The sequence below is a fragment of the Shewanella sp. GD03713 genome, from assembly GCF_029843705.1.
Classification (GTDB): domain Bacteria; phylum Pseudomonadota; class Gammaproteobacteria; order Enterobacterales; family Shewanellaceae; genus Shewanella.
Genome location: NZ_JAOCIW010000001.1, coordinates 2,677,096 through 2,697,235 on the forward strand (window position 1 = coordinate 2,677,096; position 20,140 = coordinate 2,697,235).

The window sequence follows — 20,140 nt, forward strand, 5'->3', positions numbered from 1 at the left end:
AAAAATAAAATTAGCGCACTATCGAGAAATCCAAATAAATATCATCACCTTGGTCTTCATTCACCGTCACCCTCAGTCCATCGGTACAAGGTACTCCAACCTCACACCAGGCGATAAGACTATCCACTGCAGGATCACTGCCCTGGGCAAGAATTTCAACACTGCCATCGGCGCAGTTAGTCACATAACCTGTGACACCAAGCGTGCGAGCCTTTGTTAGGGTCGCATGTCTGCAGCCCACGCCCTGCACTTTTCCCGTTAATTGAATAAGCACCCGTTTCATTGCGCCTCCCCTGTAAGGTGAGCCTTGTTATTAGCATGCGGTTGTTATCATGCGGCTATTATCATGCGTCTTTGCGTCGCTCACGTAAAAACGATTCCAGCCTAAGCATAGCCGAGTTTTCAGCTGCGATAAGGGAGAGTTTTGCTAAGTAATGGATTTAAGAGTAAAAAAGCAAGTATAAAAAAACAGCTAACGAGACCGCTGTTAGCTGTGTCGGGCGACATACGCAAAAGGTTATCCATGAATGGACAAATTGGCATAAAAGTTTGTAGCATTTTGTAACAAACTATTAAGAGGGGCTACTTTACACAATTCATGATTAATTTCAACAAAATGATAGATAAAGCCATACAAACGGAGTGTATTTAATGCTTTTTGCTGAAATAACCAGCTAAACCAACCATATATACCGTCTAGCATTCTAAATAATAGCATAACTTCATCGCAGGTCTGGCTTCACTCATACGAGGTAGCCAAACACCAACAGCTTGAAAAATAGCATGCTTCTTGAAGGGGAAAACATGAACAGATGCAAAAGCGCTTATCGCCAGAATATTCCGCGATAAGCCTTTTTAACGAAAAGATAAGCGAATAACGATTTAACCCAACTTAAAGGCTTTTATCTTAGGTAAATGGGCGGCTAACTGCGGGAATTTATGGGCCTGCGTCTCATCCCATTCGATGGTGTAATAAGGCTTAAGCGCCTCGGCAGTAGCCTCACTGTCGAGCACTTCATCCACACGAGACAAAATACACATGGCTCTGTGGGTATTCTTCAACCTAAACTCTGAAACACACTTATTGGCGATGTCGGCATACTCTTCCGGGCGATCAATTTTCCCTTGCATTGTCTCTTCTGGATGGAGATTGGGATTGATCAACACCGACTTTAACCCATTTAAAAAACCAATTCGCTCAGCCCAATACGCCCCCAAACCGACGCCCACCATTAACGGCGTGGGATCGTCGCTATACTGCATTTGCTTGGCGACCTCTTTCAATAAATGCTGCATATCATGCTTGGGATGCAAAGTGCTGTAGCTGATAAGCCTTACATCTGGGTCAATAAACTGCAACTGACGCATTTTTTCGTGATTACCAGGGCTAGTCGCATCGAATCCATGAAGATAAAAAATCATATTGAGACCTTTTAACAATCTGCCAAACACGGCGCATGCCACTAACCCTAGCAAATATTCATTGCAGAACCTTGCGCTACATCAAACTTTTGCCTGTTGTGCGAGCTGTATTTGCTCGGCCAGCTGCTTAGCATTTTCCCAACGAGCACTATTTTCTAATGCGATAGCAGTCTGCGCCGCATTAGGTTTAAGTAAACTCGCCGGATGTTTCGGTGCAGCAGAAGGCCATACAAAACCGTTTAAGAGTGACATAACACCTGGATTATCATTACAAACCAAAATCATATCGCAACCCGCATCCAACGCAGCTTGAGCGCGGCCTATATAATCTCCCGCAAAAGATGCGCCCTTCATCCCCAGATCGTCGGAGAAAATCACCCCGTTAAAACCCAGATCTTGGCGAAGGATCTGCTTTAACCAATAGGTTGAAAAGCCCGCAGGATTGGGATCAACTTTAGGGTAGATCACATGGGCAGGCATAATGCCTGATAATTTACCTTGAGCGATCAACTCCTTAAACGGCAGAATATCTTGATTAAAAATCGCCTCAGCCTCACGTTCATCGATAGGTTGCGCAATATGGGAATCTGCCGCCACACTGCCATGACCTGGGAAATGCTTACCCACGGCACCCATGCCCGCCTCGGCCATACCCTCAATAAAACTCTGCGCTAACGCAATCACTTCATCGGGCTTTGCACTAAAACTACGTTTGCCAATGACTTGGCTAATGCCGTTAAGATCGAGCACAGGCGCAAAGCTTAAGTCGATGTCACAGGCGAGTAACTCGATGGCCATTAAAAAACCCAGCTCACAGGCCCAACGTTTCGCCAATGCCATCTCGCCCTTAGCCGCTGGCAAAATATCCCCCATGGCCGGAATAAGCGTAAAACCTTCGCGAAAACGTTGTACTCGTCCGCCCTCATGGTCGACGGCAATCAAAATCTCGGGACGAATTTGGCGGATCTGCTGCACTAAGGCAATTAATTGCTCACGGCTAGTAAAGTTGCGGGAAAACAGGATCAAACCGCCCACTTGCGGATGGCGCAGCATCTCAGCTTCAGCCTCACTGACCTCTAAAGACAGCAGATCCAGCATTAGATAACTCATAATTCTCCCTAAAATTTCTTATTCATACTCAAAAAATAACCATAGCGATACTGGCTACAGGGTTCACAAAAATCCCCAAAAAGCGAGCCATTCACCGTCAAATTTTGCCCAAAACCGATAATGTAGACCATAAAATCGACATTAATGATCCGCTAATTAAGCTCAGCTTATCCGAAGACTTTCTAATAAAAAAAACTAATGTGAATCTTGATACTGATTTATGGGATACTGAACATAAGCGTATCACACAAGCCTATTTTTACGTGGATAATGCCTGCAGTTTGCCAGAGTTGATGCCCTAAAAACCAGCGTATTAACACGATAACTGCAAAGTTCATCCGCACACACTAAAATAAAAATCGAGACACAACAGGACTTCAATCATGATTAGCGTATTCGATATGTTCAAGATCGGCATTGGCCCTTCGAGTTCACACACTGTTGGCCCCATGAAAGCGGGCAAAATTTTTATGCAGCACCTTGCTGATTCGGGCCAGATTGCCCAAGTGGATGAATTAAGAGCCGAACTCTTTGGTTCCCTCGGCCAAACCGGCAAAGGCCACGGCACAGGTAAAGCGGTCATCTTAGGCTTGATGGGTGAAGATCCTGAAACCGTCGATACCGACAGCATCGATGGCATTCTTGAGCAAGTGTCTAAAAATGAGACCCTTACCCTCAGCTGCGGCAAAGTAGTCAAGTTTACCCGTGAAGACGGCATTACCTACCACAGACGAAAAACCCTTCCCGCCCATGCGAACGCCATGACACTGTATGCCTACAGCAAAGGCGAATGTATTTTTGAGCGCACTTACTACTCTGTCGGTGGCGGATTTATCTTAGATGAAGATGAAATCAACCAACGTAATGCCTCACCAGCATCGCAAATTGAATCAGCACCTTATGATTTTAACAGCAGCGCCCAATTACTCGAACTTTGTACTGAACATGGCTTAAGCATTTCATCCTTAATGATGGCCAACGAGCTTAGCCTTGCCAGTGAAGAAGAGGTCAAAGCCAAGCTGTGGAATATCTGGCAAACTATGAAAACCTGTATCGAAAGAGGTTATCAGAAGGAGGGTATTCTGCCTGGCGGCTTAAAGCTGCGTCGCCGCGCGCCAGCACTCTATCGTCGCCTCAAAGCCGAAGGCCGTAACAACGTCGATCCATTAACCGCAATGGATTGGGTCGATTTATTCGCCCTCTCGGTAAACGAGCAAAACGCAGCAGGCGATCGCGTTGTGACTGCACCAACAAACGGCGCCGCAGGCATCATTCCTGCCGTGCTTTGTTACTACGATACCTTCGTGCAAGAAGTCGATATCGACGTGTGTGCCCGTTACCTGTTAACCGCCGCTGCAATTGGTATCTTGTATAAGAAAAATGCCTCGATCTCAGGCGCTGAAGTTGGCTGTCAAGGTGAAGTCGGCGTAGCCTGCTCAATGGCGGCTGGCGCCTTAACCGAAATTATGGGCGGCACAGTCGAACATGTTGAAAACGCGGCCGAAATCGGTATGGAACACAACCTAGGCCTAACCTGCGACCCCGTAGGCGGCCTAGTACAAGTGCCTTGTATTGAACGTAATGCAATGGGCGCAATCAAGGCCATTAACGCCTCACGTATGGCGCTACGCGGCGACGGTAACCACAAGGTATCACTGGATAAAGTGATCAAAACCATGATGGATACAGGTAAAGATATGCGCAGCAAATACAAAGAAACCGCCAAAGGCGGCCTTGCGGTGAACATTGTCGAGTGTTAATCCACTCAAGCTGTTAATTAACTTAAGTCTTTAGCACTGTCATGCCGCACTTAACCGTTCAAACCTAAACGATTAAGCGCGGCATTTGTTTATCTGAAAACGCATCAAAGTTTAGTTCGTCGCCTTCATTGATGAATTCACATATTCGGCAATCACTCCTGCCCATGTTTTTTCAACTTCAGGAATAAGCTGCGCAAACGCCTGTTTTTCGGTCACCCTACGCAAATCATCGACTGCATCAGAGGTGCTCCATACCGACGCGTTGCGGCTCTCCTTAGCCGTCGACTCCGCTAATCCATACAAATATTCGGTGCGCACATCAAACAGAGCCGCCGATACGGTTGTCGTCACACTCACTTCTTTATTCTTTAACAGCCCAAGGGAAATCACATTTAACGGCGCAAATTGCTGCTCACCCGCATGGAAAGAGGTATCGAAGGTATAAATCAGTAAGATATCCGCCTTGAGCCTTGCCGCTGCTTCCCGCAGTGATTTGATAGAGTCTAACTGCTCCGGTAATAAAATACGGTTTAACGGTGCAATCCCTGCCACCTGCGGCATTTTGGCTAGCTGAGTAAAATCGGCTTCTGTTTCGACTTCACGGGTAGTGACCACACTGTAACGCCCAGTACCAAAACTGCTTAAACGATAGGATGCATAACCCGGCGCCTGAATACGTGCAACAGCAATATGCGCGGGGAATGTAGCAGCCGCTTGAACTGACATCAGCGCATTAATATCCGATTCCGCCAAACGACCAATAGCCACACTGCCACCGGGCGTAGTGTAGGAGGCGCAGCCTCCCAACAAGAGTATACTCAGTAACGCCACTTGTTTTATCTTTCTCATCATAACTCCTTTATGTGAACCGCTGTTTGGCAATCGCCACTAACGCCAATTAATCGTTTAAACCTCTCCATCAAGTATCACTAACTTACTGTTGATGAATGATTTTAACAATCCTCACCTTGAATTATCTGCTCGGTACGATAAATCCAAAGCGAAATGTTTTGTCCGCTCAGTGTACAACTTATTGGAGAAACTACTCTCGAATAAAAGAATCTGCCAGATTTAGAAATGGATATGGTGGTACATATACGATAAAAATGTATCCACTAAAGTAACCATTAGTACAGTGCTACAGCGGTTGGATATGACAATAGAAAAGCCCTCGTTTGAGGGCTTTTTTATGGATGAAACTTAAGAAAAATCAACTGTTCACGCCATGCAAGCGTTACGATTGTTCAAGCCTAGTACCAAAAAACTCCACTAGTTCAACGCTAACACATAGTCGATGGCACTGGTGATTGCTGCGACTTGGGCTAGATTGCACTCTGCGGGCGTGGCCGATGGGCTGTCGGGATACACTTCGGTGGTGGTGTTATAAATACAGCCCGTCACACTGCTACATAAACCTAGCGCTTTCAATGGGTAATTGATCACCCCGTGTTGCACCACTGTCGAGCCGATAATCTCGCCCTTTTCATCTGCGGGCGCGATGTGAGTGACTTTACTCACCCCGTCGATAATCGCCTTTTGGAAGGCATCCTGCGGATTTTCGGTATCGCCTACGGCGTAAAATCCATCTGGAATGGTGCCGGGAATAAAGTCTTTGCCATCACGCGCGGCCAAGGCTGGGCGAAATTCATCTTCATCCGAGTCGGTGGTTTCATGTAAATCCACATGCACATCAAAACCTTGTGGAACGCTTGCCACAAGTGCTATCAGTGCTGCCGACTCTTCTGCCGGGCTATTGGCATAAAACGAGCGGTTTGGATCGATAGCTTTCGGGTTCCAGCGATTAATGGTCTCATAACCCCAAGGGCTTACACACACTGCCACCACTAAGTTTACGCGCTCAGCATAGTAAACCGCGTTGTTAGCCAAAAAAGCCAAGGCGCCATGCACGCCGCTGGTTTCGTAGCCGTGTACGCCACCTGTGACTAAGACGGTTTTCTTGTTCGGATCGAACGTAGCAGATTTAACCGCAAACAAGGGATAGCGCGCAGAATCAATCGATAAGGCGCCATATTGCACCACACTCAGCCCTATTTCGGCCAGTTGTGACTCCATCGCCTTTAATGGCGTGACAACATTGTCTTGGTATGAACGCTTAATTTGCGTGTTACCAAACCATGCGGCCTTTTCGGCATCGCCCCATTTTTCACCGACAGTCCCGATTGGGTAAAAACTCACATTCGCCATAGGTTCTCTTCTTCTGATTTTATGTTTTGGTCTTATGGTTAAAGATCGTTATAGATCAAAGCACGAGTTGCATTGGAATATCGCGGATCCCACCGCGCTCGCGAATATCACTTTGTGCAACAAAGCCAAAGTGCTGATAAACAGGCAGCGCATTCACCGCCGAGTTAACGGTAAAAGTGCCGGGATTCCCCTTGGCGAGACACTCAGCTTTGGCAAGCTCCCACAGCTGACGCGACAGGCCTTGCCCCTTGGCAATATCCGCCACAAATAGATGATAAAGATGACTGTTATCCTTCATCCCCACCACACCGACGAGTTCGCCAGCCTCATTCACTGCGACATGATATTGATAACCTAAGGCAAAATAATGAGCCACCGACTCAACCGACATGGCGTTGACTAAGGTTTCAGCGCCCACATCTGTGCAGGTGGGAGCAATATAAACTTGTGTAAGCTGCGTGATTAATGCGCTTATCGCCTCAATATCTGTTGTAGTCGCCGCTCTGATCAGCATCTTCATTCCTTGATAAGTCCAGTGTTTAACTGACTTAGATTCACAATCCTAGTATTAAAAAGCCAGAACAGGGTTCTGGCTTTGGCAACAAGTTAATTGGACTTAATACCCAGTGGATTTAAGTCCATCATCCTCGGTTACTTTTTCGTCCAGCTGTCCATCCAACGGAACACGTTCGCGTACCATTGCTCTAGGTTTTCTGGCTTTAAAATCCAGTGGTTTTCATCAGGGAAAATCAGCAGCTCTGATGGAATACCCTTGCGTTGCATATAGCTGAATGAGGCTAAACCTTGACCATAAGGCACACGGAAGTCTTTCTCGCCATGGATAACCAGCATTGGTGTCTTCCAGTTTTCCACATAGTTTACTGGGTTAAACTTCTCATATAAGGCTTTGTTATCTGAGTAAGTACCGCCAAACTCATGCTCTGGGAACCATACTTCTTCGGTCACATAGTACATAGAGCGCATATCGAACAGACCCGCGTGGTTAACGAGGCACTTAAAGCCATCGTTCCAGTTACCTTGGATCCAGTTCATCATGTAGCCACCGTAAGAGCCACCCAAGGCACAGGCATTTTGTGGATCGAGCCATTTTTGTTGTTGGCTCACCGCTGCCAGACCTTTTTGTAAGTCTTCTAATGGCTTACCGCCCCAATCTTGGCTGATAGAATCGGTAAAGGCTTGGCCATAACCAGTTGAACCGTGGAAGTCCACCATCACAACGCCATAACCCGCGCCAGCCCATAACTGGGCGTTCCAACGACCACTGAAGGCGTTACCAAATGAACCTTGTGGACCACCGTGGACTAGGTATGCAATCGGATACTTTTTGCCTTCTTGGTAGTTAGCAGGTTTGATCCAGTAACCGTAAACATCTTCGTTGTTCCAACCCTTAAAGCTAAATTGTTGGAATTCACCGAATTTGATTTCGGCCAGTTTATCTTTGTTGACTTCAGTCAGACGTTTCAGGCCTTGGCCGTCGGTGTTGATACGATACAGATCGCCCGGCTCAACTAAGGTTTTGCTGTCGAAGATCAGTTGATCGTCGGCGATCGCAATCAGGCTATTGCTGCCGTCACTGTAGACAGACTGCACATCACCAAACTGAGTATTCACTTTGAAAATAGACACTTGGCCAATGTCTTGTGCCGTCACATACAGAGTACGATTGTCCGGTGCAAACATCAGTGAGCTTGGACTTCTGTCCCACAGCGGTGCCACTTCCTTCGACTGTCCAGTGCTAGTATCACGCAGCATGATGCGGTAACGGTCAGCTTCGAAGCCGGGTTTAGTCATCGCGAGGTACGCCATGTAGCGACCATCGCTGGAGAATGTTGGTTGAGCGTCCCAGGCAATGTTATCGGCGGTTAAGTTAGTGGCTTTGCCACCGTTTACACTCACCTGCCACAGATCGTAGTTTGTCGTCCAAGCTTGATCTTTGCTTGGCGCTTTGGCGCTGTACACCACATATTTGCCATCAGGAGTGAAGGTCACTTCTTCCATACCTGAGAATGGCTTAGGTGGGGTTTCTGTGTCTAAACCTTGGGTGATGTCCACCACTTTGGTCAGCTTCTCGCCGTTAAGGACACCCACAAATAAGTGGTTACGGGCATGATCTTCCCATGTATCCCAGTGACGTACCATCAACTGCTTGTATTCACGACCCGTCGATTTACGCTCTTCTTCGGCCTTAAATTTGTCTTTTGAACAAGCTAAGTCTTTACACTCTGGGAATACACGCATGCTAAGCACGATTTGCTTACCATCGTTAGAGAGTTTGTAACCATCGATATCCAATGGCAGATCAGAAACTTGCTGCGCTTCACCGCCCGTTAATGGCAGTTGGAACAGTTGGCTTGAACCACTGCGGCTGGCGAGGAAATAAATCGATTTGTCATCGTTTGCGAAGCTGACATCGTGCTCAGTACCCGCAGCAGAAGTGATCTGCATCGGTTTAGCGTCCGCTTGCGTCAAATCGAGAATATATAAATCTGAGCTCGCCTCTCCCTTGTCATTAACGGTTTTCAGACCGTAGACCAATTTAGTGCCATCGTGGGACACCGCGGCTGAATGCAATTTGTTGAGTTTAACCAGCTGTTGCACAGTAAAAGGCTTAGGATCGGCCGCGTGGGCTGAGCAGGCCAAACCAGCCGCGCCAAGCGCCAATAGGAGAGGAGCTATTTTCATTGTTATATCCATCTTTTGTTAAACACATTCGGTAGTTGTACCGAATGAACGGTCAAAACGATCATCAATCGTCTTTGTGAAGATAAGTTTGCCACACTAACGAAACAAAAACGCTCAAGCAAGCCAAAAGGCGTACTTGAGCGTATTTTTTTGTGACAAATTGTCAGTCTGCATCGAATGGCGTCATTGAGTGCCACTCGCCGCCCTTTCCCGCTCGAATCCCGCTCAAAAAAGCGACTTTTTTGCAAGAAGGACATTCGCTTAGGCCATTTGCTTAGGCTTTGGCGTTAGCGATATTCACTTTCCAAATCGCTGGGCCAGTTTCATGGGCATTCACGCCGTTTGAGTCTACCGCCACAGTCACTGGCATATCTTGTACGTCAAACTCGTAAATCGCTTCCATACCTAAGTCGGCAAACGCCACTACGCGGGATTTCTTAATGGCTTTCGACACTAAATAAGCCGCGCCGCCCACAGCCATCAGGTACACAGCTTTGTGCTTCTTGATAGACTCAACGGTCGCTGGACCACGTTCAGCCTTACCAATCATGCCCATCAGTCCGGTTTTATCCAGCATCAGATCGGTGAACTTGTCCATACGGGTCGCGGTAGTTGGGCCAGCAGGACCCACAACTTCGTTACCGACTGGGTCAACTGGACCCACGTAGTAGATAAACTTGCCAGTAAAGTCCACGCCTTCTGGTAAACCTTCACCGCTTTCAATCAGGCTTTGGATACGCTTATGGGCAGCATCACGGCCGGTGAGCATTTTACCGCTTAACAGGATGGTTTCACCGCTCTTCCACTGCTCGATATCGGCTTGAGTAACTGTGTCTAAGTTAACACGGCGCACATCGCTACCCACTTCGCGGGTGATTTCTGGCCAGTCGCTCAGTGTCGGCGGCGCAAGATCAGCAGGGCCAGTACCATCTAAATGGAAGTGTACGTGGCGAGTTGCCGCGCAGTTAGGGATCATCACCACAGGCTTTGATGCTGCATGAGTAGGTGCAGATTTGATTTTCACGTCTAACACTGTGGTTAAACCGCCAAGACCCTGCGCACCAATACCGAGGTTGTTAGCACGCTCGAAAATGTCTAAACGCAGTTTTTCTTCGCTGGTTTCTGCACCGCGCGCCATTAACTCATGGATATCCACGCTTTCCATCAGGGCTTCTTTCGCGAGTACGGCCGCTTTTTCAGCGGTGCCGCCAATACCGATGCCAAGCATACCTGGAGGACACCAGCCCGCACCCATAGTTGGCAGCGTTTTTTCAACCCAAGCGGCGATATCGTCAGATGGGTTTAACATCACCATCTTGGCTTTGTTTTCACTGCCGCCGCCCTTGGCCGCGATAGCGACTTCAATATGATTGCCTGGCACCATATCGATATGCACGACGGATGGCGTGTTGTCTTTGGTGTTTTTACGGCTACCCGCAGGATCGGCCACAATCGATGCACGCAGTGGGTTATCTGGATTGGTATAAGCACGACGCACACCTTCATCGACCATTTGTTGCACAGTCATATCGGTTTTGTCCCACTTAACCCCCATACCAATCTTAACGAAGGTGGTCACAATACCCGTGTCTTGACACAGTGGACGTTTACCTTCGGCAGACATACGCGAGTTAATCAAAATTTGCGCAATCGCATCCTTCGCCGCCGCACTTTGCTCACGCTCATAAGCTTCGCTCATGGCATCAACAAAATCTTTGGGATGATAATAGGAAATGTATTGCAGGGCATCGGCCACACTTTCAATAAAGTCGGCTTGTTTAATCACTACATTTTCAGACGTTTCATGGTGAGATGACATAGTAGGTGCGCTCCAGCAGCCTTTAGGGCCTTACTTGTTTTTTGTGTAATTCTTTCTGGGCCAATATGATACTCTTTCCCATCTTTTTGGGCTACATCACATTTTTAGATAGGGTTAATTGATGGCAAATAGGGCGGCATTACCGCTGGCAGTACGCCAACTTGACTGGACTTTCAGCACAGCAGCAATCTTCGAACACTTTGCGGCTGAACCTTGGGCGATACTGCTCGACTCGGCCAATGCGCCCCATCAGGACGCTAAATTCGATATGATTTGCGCAGTTCCCATCGCCACCCTCATCACCCAAGGCGAGCTGACTGACATTCAAGTTCATCAGCCTGAATTAACCAAACCGACTCACCTCAGCCCGCAGGATGACCCTTTTACCCTGGTCAAACAGCTGCTGCGCCATTGGTATCCACACTCTTTTGCCTGCGATTTACCCTTTAGTGGCGGCGCCATGGGCAGCTTTAGTTATGACTTAGGCCGCCGAATTGAGCAGCTCCCCAGCACTGCGGCGCAGGATATTCACCTCGGCGAGATGAATATTGGCTTTTACGACTGGGCATTGATTTTCGATTATCAGCAGCAAAGCTGGTTTATGGTGCACTATTTGGGGGATGCCGCCCTCGATACTCAATTGAAAATAATTGAATCTAAAATAGCCAACACCACAAAAAAGGCCGAATTTCATCTCACAAGCCCTTGGTCAGCGCAGCTGACCAAAGCTCAGTACGCCGCGAAATTTAATCAAGTACAGGCGTATCTGCATAGCGGCGATTGCTATCAAATTAATTTGACCCAGCGCTTTGAAGCAGAGTATCAAGGCGATGAATGGCGTGCCTACTGCAAGCTACGAAGTGCCAATCAAGCCCCCTTCTCCGCCTTTATGCGGCTTGATGCCAACGCGATTTTATCGATTTCGCCCGAGCGTTTTATTCAGCTACGCGGTGACGACATTCAAACCAAACCGATTAAAGGCACTCTACCGCGCCATAGCGACCCGATGCTAGATAAGCAAGCAGCGCAAGCCCTTGCCCATTCGCCCAAGGATCGCGCCGAAAACGTGATGATTGTGGATTTACTGCGCAATGACATAGGTAAAGTCGCCGCGCCCGGCACTGTACAAGTGCCACATCTATTTGCCGTTGAAAGCTTTCCTGCGGTGCACCATTTAGTCAGTACCGTCACGGCCAAACTCGACCCACATTACCACGCCTGCGACTTGTTGCGGGCGGCCTTTCCCGGCGGTTCAATAACCGGTGCGCCTAAAATCCGCGCCATGGAAATTATTGAAGAGCTGGAACCCTCACGCCGCAGTCTGTATTGTGGCTCCATGGGGTATATCAGCCAAGATGGGCAAATGGACACCAGTATCACCATCCGCACAATCGTGGCAGAGCAAGGTAAACTCTATTGCTGGGCGGGCGGCGGTATTGTCGCGGATTCCAATGTCGATGCAGAGTACCAAGAAAGCTTCGATAAGATAAGCCGCATCTTACCCTTACTCGATAGCCCTCAATAAGCGTCAGGAAACGAATAGGAAGCCTATGGATCAAGCGGAATTTAGACTCAGATTTAATCTGCATCCTTTAGCCACGCAAGATCCGGCGGCTATCCCTCACCTTGGGTTGCGTAAAGCTGCGGTACTTATTCCCTTGCAGGAAATCCAGGGCGAGCTCAGTCTGATTTTAACCCAAAGACCGATGCACCTTAGGGCGCACCCTGGGCAAATTAGCTTTCCAGGCGGCAAGATTGAACCCAGTGATAGTAGCGCCATTACGGCCGCGCTGCGGGAAGCGGAAGAAGAAATTGGTCTTTGCCGGGAAAATGTTGAAGTGATAGGCACTTTCCCCGCCCATAACACCTTTACCGGTTTTGAAATAACTCCAGTGGTGGGCATGATTAAGCAGGATTTTGCCTTAAGGCTCGATCCCGGTGAAGTCGCCGATTGCTTTACCGTGCCCTTAAGCTTTTTTATCGAACCGCAAAATCGCCACCGCAAACAGTTTTTACGCCAAGGGCGTTATTACAGCGTACATTTTATCCCGTATCAGCAACGTTTTATCTGGGGCGCGACGGCGGCGATTATCGATCACCTCTGTCGGCATTTGAGTCTTCCCGAGGAGATGCTGTAAACCGCATTGCTCTTTTGGATAATTCAAATCACAAAATGCACATATAAGCCCGCCGCTAACGAGGTTAGCAGCAGCAAGGGAATATTAAACCAATAACCCAGTTTGCTGTGGTGGGCGACATAGTAATTAAACGCCAGACTTATCAGGCTTATCGCACCGCAACCCCAAATGATGTATTGCAGTAATTCGGTTTCGCTTGGGTCCCAATAGTGTCTGAAGGTTTCACCGCGACTCAAGTAGGATCCGACCTCTCGTTCGGGGCGAGCCTCGCCAAACACCATCAGCGCGTACACCGCCAAGGTCCAGCCCAGAATGGATAATGTGGCGAGGATCATCTGAAATATTTTGACTTTCCGCATACCGCCTCCCAAGTTTTAAGGCACCCTATCACTCAATATTAGTAATATTAACCTCAGGATACCTTTTTCAGCTTGAGAAAAGCCACCAGCAAGGTAATATAAACCTCCAAAAATTTTCATATAAAACGTTTCGTTGGAGAACTAAGCAACAATGAGCATTGCATCGGTCGCTTCTGTATTTAAAGGTGAGTACGCAGTTGGTTCGACAGTCACAGTCCGTGGCTGGGTCAGAACCCGTCGTGACTCGAAAGCTGGCATCTCTTTTTTAGCTGTCTATGACGGCTCCTGCTTTAATCCTATTCAAGGTGTTGTGCCAAATAGCTTAGAAAATTACGACAACGAAGTGTTAAAGCTGACAGCTGGCTGCTCTGTGATCGTAACCGGTGAGATTGTGGAATCTCCTGGCGCTGGCCAAGCCTATGAGCTACAAGTCACAAACGTTGAAGTGACAGGCTGGGTTGAAGATCCAGACACTTACCCAATGGCGGCTAAGCGTCACTCAATCGAGCATTTACGCGAACTGGCCCACTTACGCCCACGTACCAACATCATTGGTGCCGTTGCCCGCGTACGTAACTGTTTGTCTCAAGCGATTCACCGTTTCTACCACGAAAATGGTTTCGTGTGGGTATCTACACCGCTGATCACCGCATCAGACTGTGAAGGCGCGGGTGAAATGTTCCGAGTCTCCACACTGGATATGGAAAACCTGCCACGCACCAGCGATGGCAAAGTAGACTATGACAAAGACTTCTTCGGTAAAGAGGCATTCTTAACCGTATCGGGCCAGTTGAACGGCGAAACCTACGCCTGTGCCCTGTCAAAAATCTATACCTTTGGCCCGACGTTCCGTGCTGAAAACTCAAACACCAGCCGCCACTTAGCGGAATTCTGGATGGTTGAGCCTGAAGTGGCGTTCGCGACCTTAAGCGATATCGCAAGCCTTGCCGAAGGCATGCTGAAATACGCCTTTAACGCCGTATTAGCTGAACGTATGGACGATTTACAATTCTTCGCCCAGCACGTGGATAAAACTGTGATTGAGCGTCTGCAGTCTTTCGTATCAAGTGATTTCGCCCAAGTGGATTACACCGATGCGGTTGAGATCCTGCAAAAATGTGGTCGTGAGTTCGAATTCCCTGTGTCTTGGGGTATCGACTTATCCTCTGAGCACGAGCGTTATCTGGCCGAAGAGCACTTCAAAGCCCCTGTGGTTGTGAAGAACTATCCAAAAGATATCAAAGCCTTCTACATGCGCCTTAACGAAGACGGTAAAACCGTTGCCGCGATGGACGTGTTAGCCCCAGGCATAGGTGAAATCATCGGTGGTTCGCAACGTGAAGAGCGTTTAGACGTACTGGATATGCGTTTAGAAGAAATGGATCTGAACAAAGAAGATTACTGGTGGTACCGCGATCTGCGCCGTTACGGCACAGTGCCACACGCAGGTTTCGGTCTGGGCTTCGAGCGTTTAGTGTCTTACGTGACGGGCGTATCGAACATCCGTGACGTGATCCCATTCCCACGCGCTCCACGTACTGCGAACTTCTAATTTGTCCGTTAAAAGACACATACTTTAAAACGCGCCTCGGCGCGTTTTTTATTGCCCAGTAAAAATGCGTTAAAATTCATCACTCGGTCAAACTCCTTTGCCTGAGTCCTTGCACTTTAGGGGGCAAGAAATCTAAGATGGCTGCGGCTAACTTATGTGTTTAGCGCAGATAAAAGCCCTGTGGCAGGAAGTCACCTAGTCGTCGTTAGTAAGCGAGTTGCAAAAGGCAACTCAACAGCATTTTGCTCAATCGAGGAATCACAATGTCAAAAATCAATTTACTTTTGCTGTGCGGCGGTGGAAGTGCGGAACACGATATTTCCCTACTGTCGGCTAATTATTTTGAAACCTCATTAGCAAAATCCGAGCAGTTTAATGTACTGCGTGTGGTACTGGACAAGTTTGGCCAATACCAAACCGCCGCAGGCGATGACTGTGAGCTGACCAATAACCGCGAAATTCGCTTCCGTGATGAGACCAAGGCGCCTTGGCCTGTGGATTATGTGATCCCTTGTATTCACGGCTATCCGGGCGAGACAGGCGACATTCAGTCTTACTTCAATCTTATCCAACTGCCCTACTTTGGTTGCGAGTCCGAAGCCAGCAGCAACTGTTTTAACAAGATCACCGCTAAGATGTGGTTCAGTGCTCTAGGCATCCCTAACACACCTTATATCTTCTTAAATCAATACGATGATGAAGCGATTGCCCAAACCCAAGCCGCGCTCGAAAACTGGGGTTCGATTTTCGTCAAAGCCGCATCTCAAGGTTCTTCTGTAGGTTGCTATAAAGTCGATGACAGCAGCAAAGTCGCTGGCGTGTTAAAAGATGCCTTCGGTTATGCGCCCTATGTGATTGTCGAAAAAACCATTAAGGCCCGTGAGCTTGAAGTCGCCGTTTATGAGTATCAAGGCGAAGTGGTTGCGACTCTGCCGGGCGAAATCATCTGCGATAGCAATACCTTCTACACCTTCGATGAAAAATACGCCAAGAGCAGTAAGGCCCGCACCGATGTGGTCGCGCAAAACGTACCAACTGACATCAGCGAGCAGATCCGCGCCTATGCAATTAAAGCCTTTAAGGGCATGAAGCTTCGCCATCTGTCACGTATCGACTTTTTCTTAACCCAAGATAATGAAATCCTATTGAATGAAATCAATACCTTCCCGGGTTCGACGCCGATTTCGATGTTCCCTAAAATGTTACAAAACCATGGGCATGATTTTACCGAATACTTAAGTTTGGTGATTAACGGCCAGTTAGCGGCTAAGTGATAAACAAAGAGCGCCTATGGCGCTCTTCTTTTTTGAGGTTAGTTTGAACTCATCAGGAATGGTGATGTGCCGCAGCTTGCTCGGCAAGTAACTCAAAAAATGCCGCCTTGGGCATGGGCTTATAAAAGATATAGCCTTGAATTTCTTGAATATGGTTTTCCATCATCACCTTAAGCTGCGCATCGGTTTCCACCCCTTCTGCCGTCACACTCAAATTCAGCGCATGACTTAAGCGTACAATCGCCTCAATCAGTGCGAGGTGGCGCTCCCCTTCATCTAACCTATCGATAAAACTCTTATCGATTTTGATTTGATCGATCGGGAAATTCGCCAAATAGGATAAAGAGGAATAGCCAGTACCAAAATCATCGAGGGAGATTTTAATGCCTCGGCCGCGTAACTCGTTCAGCACTTGGATTAAATGCACATGCTGTTTCATCAGCAGCGATTCGGTGATTTCTAAGGTGATAAGCTCGTAGGGAAACTCAATTAACCCCAGCTCTTCGATAATATCGGCGAAGGAGTCGCAAAACGCATCCTGCAACTCGTGGGACCAAAACTCAAAGGTCGACACGTTAACCGCTAAATTGATTGGCCACCCCAGTGCTTGCATGTCGATAATGGTTTGCATCACAGCTTTACGTACATAGCGACCAATATTAACGATTAAACCGCTGTTCTCGGCGATAGGAATAAATTCATCGGGGGAAATAAACTGCCCCTCGTGCTGCCAACGCAGTAGCACTTCGGCCCGCAAAACCAGCCCAGTTGTCGCATCCACAATCGGCTGAAAATACAACTCGAAGGCTTCTTGCTCTAAGGCTTGTTTCAACAGTGTATGTAAATTCGCAATACGCTCGGCATTCTGCTGCATTTGCTCGGTGAAAAAATGGTAGCGGTTACGGCCATTGGCCTTGGAGATATACATGGCCTGATCGGCGCAGTTTAAGAGCTGTTCCAAATCCAGCGCATCCTCGGGAAAGCGCGCAATCCCAATACTCACAGAGCTATACACCCCTTTATCTTGGGACAGCTCATAACGGCGATAAACCTGCTGGTTAATTTTCTCCGCCAGTTGTGACAATTCTCTTTGTGTCACAAGGCCCGGCAGCAGCAGCGCAAACTCATCGCCCCCTAGGCGTGAAAATACCGCATGCTCATTTAAACAGGTCTTAATCTGCTCCACGACCTGCACCAGCAGCGCATCCCCTTTGTCGTGGCCGTAGGTATCGTTCACTTGTTTAAAGTTGTCCAAATCCATCAGCATAAAGCTAAAACCTGGGGTTAAGCTGTCGGCGGAGATCAGCTCTTGGATTTGTCTAAACAAGGCATTACGGTTTGCCAGCCCAGTGAGGGAATCATTGTTGGCTTGATACTTAATTAACTGAGCCGCCTTTTTACGCTCACTGATATCAGAAAATAGCCAAGCAAAACCATTCTCGTTGCTATGGGGCTCACGAAACACGGTCACGGTTAAATCGAGGTAAAAGGTTTCACCGTTATTGCGCAGGCCAATCAACTCACCCTGCCACATTTTGCCCTCAGACAGATGTTGAAACAGCGAATCGATTTCGTGGGGCTCAGAGGGAGAGAAAAAGTGTTCGGGGCAAAAATCATGAATATCAGTGGTTTCAGGATAAACCATCTGGGTAAACGCATCGTTAGCATAGAGCACGGAATGGCTGGCATTGGTGATGACTAACGACAGAGGTAGGCGATCAAATATTTTCACCGCAAGGCGCTGAAACTCGAGTGACCGACTGCGCTCTACCGCTAAACTCGCCAGTCTCGCCGCCTCGGCAATCAAGGTTAAATCCGCGGCAGTCGGCGATTTAACCTCCTCATAATACATGGCAAAACTACCTAGAACCTTGCCTTGAGTATCTTTGATGGGTTCAGACCAACAAGCCCTCAGCCCGTGGGTTAATGCAAACTCTTTATAGAGTGCCCAATAGGGATGGTGTTCAATGTCATCGACAATCACCCGCTGACCAGTAAATGCCGCGGTACCGCAGGAGCCAACCCCAGGACCAATTTCGACCCCATGAATGGCTTGGTTATAACTATCGGGTAAATGGGGCGCTGCGCCCGTGAGCAGCTTTTTGCCGTCTTCGCTGAGTAGCAATACGGAGGCATGCGTGCCTAAACGCTGATCTTCAATTTTTAACACTAAAGCATGGAGGATTTCTGCTAATGGCGCACCATTGAGCAGCATAGACAAGATGCCGTTATAGCATTCTAAGCTAACGCTTTGATTAAATTGAGCATTAATCTCGCCGATACTGCCCGTAACCGCAATTCCTTCGTCCATACATCCCTTAGTCATTTAGCGCTTAAGTTAACGACCTTACTAAGATGAACAATCTTTGTAAATCAGGGGTGAATTTTAGGTATTTAGGCGCACTAAAGCAACTTTTCAATGATGGATGAAAACGTGCTTTAGTGGCGGGATAAAACGCGGGTTTATTCTTGAATTCGCTCAAGTTTTGCTAAATAAAAGCCATCGAAACCCGTCTCGGCGGGGCTGATGGTTTCATCTTCGAGTAAACGGAAATTGGGATTTTCCGCTAAGAAAGCATCCACTTGGCCGCGGTTTTCACAGGGGAAAATTGAGCAGGTCGCGTACACCACAATGCCACCAACCTTCACCATGCGGCTATAACTGCTTAAGATATGCTTTTGCAGCTCCATCAGTACCGGCAAACGTTCGGCGGTATCACGCCATTTGGCATCGGGATTGCGCTTTAAAACCCCAAGGCCAGAGCAAGGCACATCGAGCAGTACACGATCGGCGCTGAGTTTTAAGCGTTTAATTGTTTTTGAGCCAACAATTAATCGGGTTTCGATATTGTGGGCACCATTACGGCGGGCGCGTTCCTTGAGGTTGTCGAGTTTCCATTGCTCCACATCCATCGCCAATAAACGGCCTTTGCCCTGCATCTGCGCGGCGATATGTAGGGTCTTGCCACCCGCTCCCGCACAGGCATCGATCACTCGCATTCCCGGTTTGGCATCGAGCGCGGCGGCCACACGTTGTGAGCCCGCATCTTGCTGCTCAAATAGACCGTCTTTAAAGCTGTTAGTGCGAAACAGCGCGGAATCAGAGGTCACTTCAAGGGCGGAATCTACACCTTCCACCGCTTGGGTGGTGACAAACTCGGCCGCCAGTTTTTGCGCGAGCTCATCACGACTCACTTTAAGACCATTGACCCGCAGGAAACGTTTAGGCGGAGTGCTTAAGGCGGCGCGCTCCTTCTCCCAAGATGCACCAAGTTGGGCTTGACCCATAGCATCTAACCATTCTGGGCAACCGTGCCAAAGTACGGGTTGGCGCTGCGCCTGCTCGATACGCTCGGCTAAACGCTCGGCATCGACTGGCAAGGAATACTGCATCTTAGGCAGTTCTAGCTTGTGGAATAAATGCCACACATTAAGCAGCTTGGAGCCTAAACGCTCCATTTCTTCCGGCTTAATTTCGGCTAAGAAACAATACAGATTTAACCGGCGCAAAATATCGCCCGTCACAGTGGCAATACGCGCCTGTTCGGCGGGTACTAACTTTAACCCCGAAAAATGCTGAGAATAGGCCCGGTCTAAGGGTTTTCCTTCGCTCAGTACCATAGCTAAGATACTGATCACTAATTCATTCGAGCTGGCAGAAAGCGGAGAATTCAACATTTACAGGTCACCGTGAGTAATAAAACCGAGGGATCATAGGAGGTCAGGCACTAATACGCAAGTAAACTGATGCCCAGTCGCCTTTTAGAGGCAAAAAAGTCCAATAAAAAAGCGATCCAT

The 20,140-nt window shown here is 48.1% G+C and carries 16 protein-coding genes; 5 read left to right on the plus strand and 11 right to left on the minus strand.

The window, feature by feature from the left end:
- Positions 1-10: 10 nt before the first annotated feature.
- The 3 genes from N5E87_RS11840 to nagZ form a co-directional block, all read right to left on the minus strand.
- Complete coding sequence (locus N5E87_RS11840; RefSeq protein WP_011622502.1) at positions 11-283, minus strand: acylphosphatase; 273 nt, start codon at positions 281-283, stop codon at positions 11-13.
- Between the two features lie 599 nt (positions 284-882).
- Positions 883-1,422, minus strand: a complete 540-nt coding sequence (gene ycfP, locus N5E87_RS11845) for an alpha/beta hydrolase YcfP (RefSeq protein WP_086903294.1) — start codon at positions 1,420-1,422, stop codon at positions 883-885.
- A gap of 81 nt (positions 1,423-1,503) precedes the next feature.
- On the minus strand, positions 1,504-2,532 hold the full coding sequence (gene nagZ, locus N5E87_RS11850; protein WP_086903263.1) for a beta-N-acetylhexosaminidase: 1,029 nt from the start codon (positions 2,530-2,532) through the stop codon (positions 1,504-1,506).
- A 383-nt stretch (positions 2,533-2,915) separates the two neighbouring features.
- Here nagZ and N5E87_RS11855 point away from each other — a divergent pair, with 383 nt between their 5' ends.
- Entirely contained in the window at positions 2,916-4,292 is a 1,377-nt protein-coding gene (locus N5E87_RS11855) for an L-serine ammonia-lyase (protein ID WP_037429797.1), read from the plus strand.
- A 111-nt stretch (positions 4,293-4,403) separates the two neighbouring features.
- Here the strand turns inward: N5E87_RS11855 and N5E87_RS11860 are convergent, their stop codons facing one another.
- The 5 genes from N5E87_RS11860 to N5E87_RS11880 all read right to left on the minus strand — a co-directional run bounded on the left by N5E87_RS11860 (position 4,404) and on the right by N5E87_RS11880 (position 11,019).
- Entirely contained in the window at positions 4,404-5,144 is a 741-nt protein-coding gene (locus N5E87_RS11860) for a hypothetical protein (RefSeq protein WP_279775345.1), read from the minus strand.
- Positions 5,145-5,561: 417 nt separating this feature from the next.
- Complete coding sequence (locus N5E87_RS11865) at positions 5,562-6,497, minus strand: M14 family metallocarboxypeptidase (RefSeq protein WP_086903260.1); 936 nt, start codon at positions 6,495-6,497, stop codon at positions 5,562-5,564.
- 55 nt (positions 6,498-6,552) lie between these two features.
- On the minus strand, positions 6,553-7,011 hold the full coding sequence (locus tag N5E87_RS11870) for a GNAT family N-acetyltransferase (RefSeq protein WP_086903259.1): 459 nt from the start codon (positions 7,009-7,011) through the stop codon (positions 6,553-6,555).
- Between the two features lie 137 nt (positions 7,012-7,148).
- Complete coding sequence (locus N5E87_RS11875; protein ID WP_176370314.1) at positions 7,149-9,200, minus strand: S9 family peptidase; 2,052 nt, start codon at positions 9,198-9,200, stop codon at positions 7,149-7,151.
- Between the two features lie 274 nt (positions 9,201-9,474).
- Positions 9,475-11,019 carry a fumarate hydratase gene (locus N5E87_RS11880; RefSeq protein ID WP_011622887.1) on the minus strand — a complete coding sequence of 515 codons (1,545 nt, stop codon included), beginning with the start codon at positions 11,017-11,019 and terminating at the stop codon, positions 9,475-9,477.
- A gap of 121 nt (positions 11,020-11,140) precedes the next feature.
- Between N5E87_RS11880 and pabB the strand changes: the two genes are divergently transcribed.
- Positions 11,141-12,544 (plus strand): aminodeoxychorismate synthase component I, encoded by a 1,404-nt coding sequence (gene pabB / locus N5E87_RS11885; protein WP_086903257.1) that lies wholly within the window; start codon positions 11,141-11,143, stop codon positions 12,542-12,544.
- A 25-nt stretch (positions 12,545-12,569) separates the two neighbouring features.
- Entirely contained in the window at positions 12,570-13,157 is a 588-nt protein-coding gene (locus tag N5E87_RS11890) for a CoA pyrophosphatase (RefSeq protein ID WP_011717237.1), read from the plus strand.
- A 23-nt stretch (positions 13,158-13,180) separates the two neighbouring features.
- On the opposite strand, the gene N5E87_RS11895 is transcribed toward N5E87_RS11890, so the two are convergent.
- Positions 13,181-13,516 carry a hypothetical protein gene (locus N5E87_RS11895; protein WP_088211276.1) on the minus strand — a complete coding sequence of 112 codons (336 nt, stop codon included), beginning with the start codon at positions 13,514-13,516 and terminating at the stop codon, positions 13,181-13,183.
- 151 nt (positions 13,517-13,667) lie between these two features.
- On the opposite strand from N5E87_RS11895, the gene asnS reads away from it, so the two are divergent.
- Both asnS and N5E87_RS11905 read left to right on the plus strand, forming a co-directional pair.
- Positions 13,668-15,068, plus strand: coding sequence for an asparagine--tRNA ligase (asnS, locus tag N5E87_RS11900; protein ID WP_086903255.1), 1,401 nt, complete (start codon positions 13,668-13,670; stop codon positions 15,066-15,068).
- Between the two features lie 263 nt (positions 15,069-15,331).
- Positions 15,332-16,342: a D-alanine--D-alanine ligase gene (locus N5E87_RS11905; protein ID WP_011622892.1), complete on the plus strand. Its 1,011-nt coding sequence runs from the start codon at positions 15,332-15,334 to the stop codon at positions 16,340-16,342.
- A 52-nt stretch (positions 16,343-16,394) separates the two neighbouring features.
- Here N5E87_RS11905 and N5E87_RS11910 read toward each other — a convergent pair whose 3' ends face one another.
- Both N5E87_RS11910 and N5E87_RS11915 read right to left on the minus strand, forming a co-directional pair.
- Positions 16,395-18,653 (minus strand): EAL domain-containing protein, encoded by a 2,259-nt coding sequence (locus N5E87_RS11910; RefSeq protein ID WP_086903254.1) that lies wholly within the window; start codon positions 18,651-18,653, stop codon positions 16,395-16,397.
- A 152-nt stretch (positions 18,654-18,805) separates the two neighbouring features.
- Positions 18,806-20,020: an RsmB/NOP family class I SAM-dependent RNA methyltransferase gene (locus N5E87_RS11915; protein ID WP_086903253.1), complete on the minus strand. Its 1,215-nt coding sequence runs from the start codon at positions 20,018-20,020 to the stop codon at positions 18,806-18,808.
- Between the last annotated feature and the right edge of the window lie 120 nt (positions 20,021-20,140).

Bases quoted from the DNA above. Each gene is read 5' to 3' on its own strand.
- N5E87_RS11840 (WP_011622502.1), bottom strand. From the start codon at position 283: ATGAAACGGGTGCTTATTCAATTAACGGGAAAAGTGCAGGGCGTGGGC.
- ycfP (WP_086903294.1), bottom strand. From the start codon at position 1,422: ATGATTTTTTATCTTCATGGATTCGATGCGACTAGCCCTGGTAATCAC.
- nagZ (WP_086903263.1), bottom strand. From the start codon at position 2,532: ATGAGTTATCTAATGCTGGATCTGCTGTCTTTAGAGGTCAGTGAGGCT.
- N5E87_RS11855 (WP_037429797.1), top strand. From the start codon at position 2,916: ATGATTAGCGTATTCGATATGTTCAAGATCGGCATTGGCCCTTCGAGT.
- N5E87_RS11860 (WP_279775345.1), bottom strand. From the start codon at position 5,144: ATGATGAGAAAGATAAAACAAGTGGCGTTACTGAGTATACTCTTGTTG.
- N5E87_RS11865 (WP_086903260.1), bottom strand. From the start codon at position 6,497: ATGGCGAATGTGAGTTTTTACCCAATCGGGACTGTCGGTGAAAAATGG.
- N5E87_RS11870 (WP_086903259.1), bottom strand. From the start codon at position 7,011: ATGCTGATCAGAGCGGCGACTACAACAGATATTGAGGCGATAAGCGCA.
- N5E87_RS11875 (WP_176370314.1), bottom strand. From the start codon at position 9,200: ATGAAAATAGCTCCTCTCCTATTGGCGCTTGGCGCGGCTGGTTTGGCC.
- N5E87_RS11880 (WP_011622887.1), bottom strand. From the start codon at position 11,019: ATGTCATCTCACCATGAAACGTCTGAAAATGTAGTGATTAAACAAGCC.
- pabB (WP_086903257.1), top strand. From the start codon at position 11,141: ATGGCAAATAGGGCGGCATTACCGCTGGCAGTACGCCAACTTGACTGG.
- N5E87_RS11890 (WP_011717237.1), top strand. From the start codon at position 12,570: ATGGATCAAGCGGAATTTAGACTCAGATTTAATCTGCATCCTTTAGCC.
- N5E87_RS11895 (WP_088211276.1), bottom strand. From the start codon at position 13,516: ATGCGGAAAGTCAAAATATTTCAGATGATCCTCGCCACATTATCCATT.
- asnS (WP_086903255.1), top strand. From the start codon at position 13,668: ATGAGCATTGCATCGGTCGCTTCTGTATTTAAAGGTGAGTACGCAGTT.
- N5E87_RS11905 (WP_011622892.1), top strand. From the start codon at position 15,332: ATGTCAAAAATCAATTTACTTTTGCTGTGCGGCGGTGGAAGTGCGGAA.
- N5E87_RS11910 (WP_086903254.1), bottom strand. From the start codon at position 18,653: ATGGACGAAGGAATTGCGGTTACGGGCAGTATCGGCGAGATTAATGCT.
- N5E87_RS11915 (WP_086903253.1), bottom strand. From the start codon at position 20,020: ATGTTGAATTCTCCGCTTTCTGCCAGCTCGAATGAATTAGTGATCAGT.